A 2245-nucleotide genomic window follows, 5' to 3' on the forward strand; every position below is an offset into this window, starting at 1 on the left:
CGGCGCGCAGGCCCGCGCGCGGCGCCTCGAAAGCGGTGGCTGCGGCCAGGGCGAGCGAGTCGGCTCCCCCGCTGAGGCCGACCAGCACCAGGCCGCCGCCGCGGGCCGGGCCGGCCTCGGTGAGCAGGGTGCGTACATGGCGGCGCACATCGGCGATCGCCGGGGTGAGCCTCGGGCGGCGTGGGGACTCCATCCAGTAACGTTATCGACAGACTGTGAACAAGGGAGAGACCAGGCCATGGCCGCATACGACGCAGTAATCGAAATCCCTCGCGGGAGCCGCAACAAGTACGAAGTCGATCATGAGACCGGGCGGGTGTACCTGGACCGGGTTCTCTACACGAGCTTCGTGTACCCGACCGACTACGGCTTCTTCGAGAACACCCTGGGACTCGACGGCGACCCGGTCGACGTCCTGGTCCTGATCGAGTTTCCCCTTTTCCCAGGGGTCGGCCTGTCGGTTCGCCCGGTCGGCGTGTTCAATATGACGGATGACGGCGGCTCAGACGCAAAGGTCATCGCGGTTCCCGCGGGCGACCCGCGCTGGGACTATATCCAGGACGTCACCGACATCCCGGAGTACACCCGCAAGGAGATCGAGCACTTCTTCGAGCACTACAAGGACCTCGAACCCGGCAAATGGGTCAAGACCGAGGGCTGGGGCGACGCCGCGGAGGCCGACCAGATCGTGCGCGACGGCCTCACGAAACTGGCGGAAGAGGGCCACTAGGACGCGTCTCCTTCAGTCCGGTGAGGATTGTCGGCAGAGTCGACCCGTGACTCGTACTGCCGTGAGGGCGGGCGTGAGTGAGGGCGGGCTGCCGGGACTCGTCCCGGGCCGAGATCACGCGCAGACCGGAGATCATCCCGCCGATGTCCAGCCACACCGGGCCCGCGTGCCCGCCGGGATGCAGTCGCCCGGCGGGACGTGAACCACCTTGGGCCCGGAGATTGCCGAAGGCAGCGTCAGCACCTCGCCAGTGGCCGGAAGACGACACATCGTTAGCGCCAGCGAAGCCATCACGTTCGCGTCGGCTATCGGCTTCCTGGACCAGGGCGTGATCCTGCACGGCACACAGAAGAACCACACGGTCACCCACAAAAGCATCACCCAATTCGAGATCCTCGGCGACACCGCTGAAGCACTTCTGAAACAGCACCAATCCGTTGCGATACTTCCGGACTACCGCGCCCACAAGGCACCATCCCGCGCCGCAGCCATCCGAGCACTGTGCGAGAAAATGGCCCAGCGTCTCTCAACCGAGTGTCCGGCCTCCCGGGCGCCCGGGTTTGGCCACGTCGACGTCGAACACGGCCTGCCCTGCTCCTTCTGCGGATCGGCAACCCAGGCCATCACAGCCGATATCCACGGTTGCGGCCGGTGGACTCACCAGATCCGACCACCACGAAATCACGCACTGGCAGCCCCAGAATGGTGCGACTGCTGCAACCCATGAAGTGGCGACCCCACACGTGCTGCCGCCTCGTTCGTCCCCGCGCTCCTCGAGCGGCGACGCCGGGTTGCCACACCCGCAAGCTGTGGCGCGGACTTGCCACTCGCCACGACAAACCCGCCCTCACTTACCGGGGCGGAGCTGTCCTGAGCGCCATCGTGGTGTGGTGACACGAATTCGCAGACACGCCCCGGATGCCCGCGCACCCGACAACCCGGTGATCCGTTTCGCCGGTCAGCCGGGTCGTCCCACGTAGGGAGCCACGTCGCCCGCAGACCAGATGCCGTGGATGCGCACGGGCGAGGACGGGTTCGGGGCCTCGAGGATTTTGCCGCCGCCCACGTAGATAGCCACATGGTAGTAGTCGCCACCACCGCCCCAGAATACGAGGTCGCCGCGCTGAGCTTGATTGAAGGGCACCAGGCGACCCTCGTTGGCCATGGTGCGGTACTGGTTGGTGGCCGAGTGCGAGCCAATGTAGATGCCCGCCGCCGCGTAGGCGGCCTTGGTCAGCCCCGAGCAGTCCCAGACGTTCGGCCCGGAGCCGCCGAGCACGTAGCGGTCGCCGAGCTGCTGGGTGGCGAATGACAGCGCCGTGTCGACCGCTCCGGCGCTCGGGGCCCGGGCCGCGGTGGTCGGAGCCGCCGGGGCCGGAGTCGCAGGAGCCGCAGGAGCTGCCGGGGCCGGAGCCGCAGGAGCTGCCGCGGCAGCGGGCTGGGCCGCCTGGGCCGGGGTGACCGGCCGTGAAGCGGGCTGCTGTGCTGCGGGCTGGGGCGCGGGCTGGGCCGCCG

3 protein-coding genes and 1 pseudogene are annotated in these 2245 nt (G+C 68.2%); 2 read left to right on the top strand and 2 right to left on the bottom strand.

The genetic code is table 11. From position 1 onward, the window contains the following. Positions 1-193 (bottom strand): annotated as a pseudogene (locus tag E3T34_RS07570) (tRNA(Ile)-lysidine synthetase); the annotation flags it as partial. A gap of 45 nt (positions 194-238) precedes the next feature. Here E3T34_RS07570 and E3T34_RS07575 point away from each other — a divergent pair. Beyond that, positions 239-730, top strand: coding sequence for an inorganic diphosphatase (locus E3T34_RS07575; RefSeq protein ID WP_104102469.1), 492 nt, complete (start codon positions 239-241; stop codon positions 728-730). Between the two features lie 208 nt (positions 731-938). Continuing rightward, a complete protein-coding gene (locus E3T34_RS07580) occupies positions 939-1457 on the top strand; it encodes a DUF6671 family protein (protein WP_134342633.1) in 519 nt (172 codons plus the stop codon). Positions 1458-1688: 231 nt separating this feature from the next. Here the strand turns inward: E3T34_RS07580 and E3T34_RS07590 are convergent. After that, on the bottom strand, positions 1689-2245 hold a 557-nt coding region (locus E3T34_RS07590), incomplete at its 5' end, for a C40 family peptidase (protein WP_166785860.1).

Origin of the sequence: Cryobacterium sp. TMT1-62, assembly GCF_004403145.1 — a bacterium.
Classification (GTDB): Bacteria; Actinomycetota; Actinomycetes; order Actinomycetales; family Microbacteriaceae; genus Cryobacterium; species Cryobacterium sandaracinum.

Bases quoted from the DNA above. Each gene is read 5' to 3' on its own strand.
- E3T34_RS07575 (WP_104102469.1), top strand. From the start codon at position 239: ATGGCCGCATACGACGCAGTAATCGAAATCCCTCGCGGGAGCCGCAAC.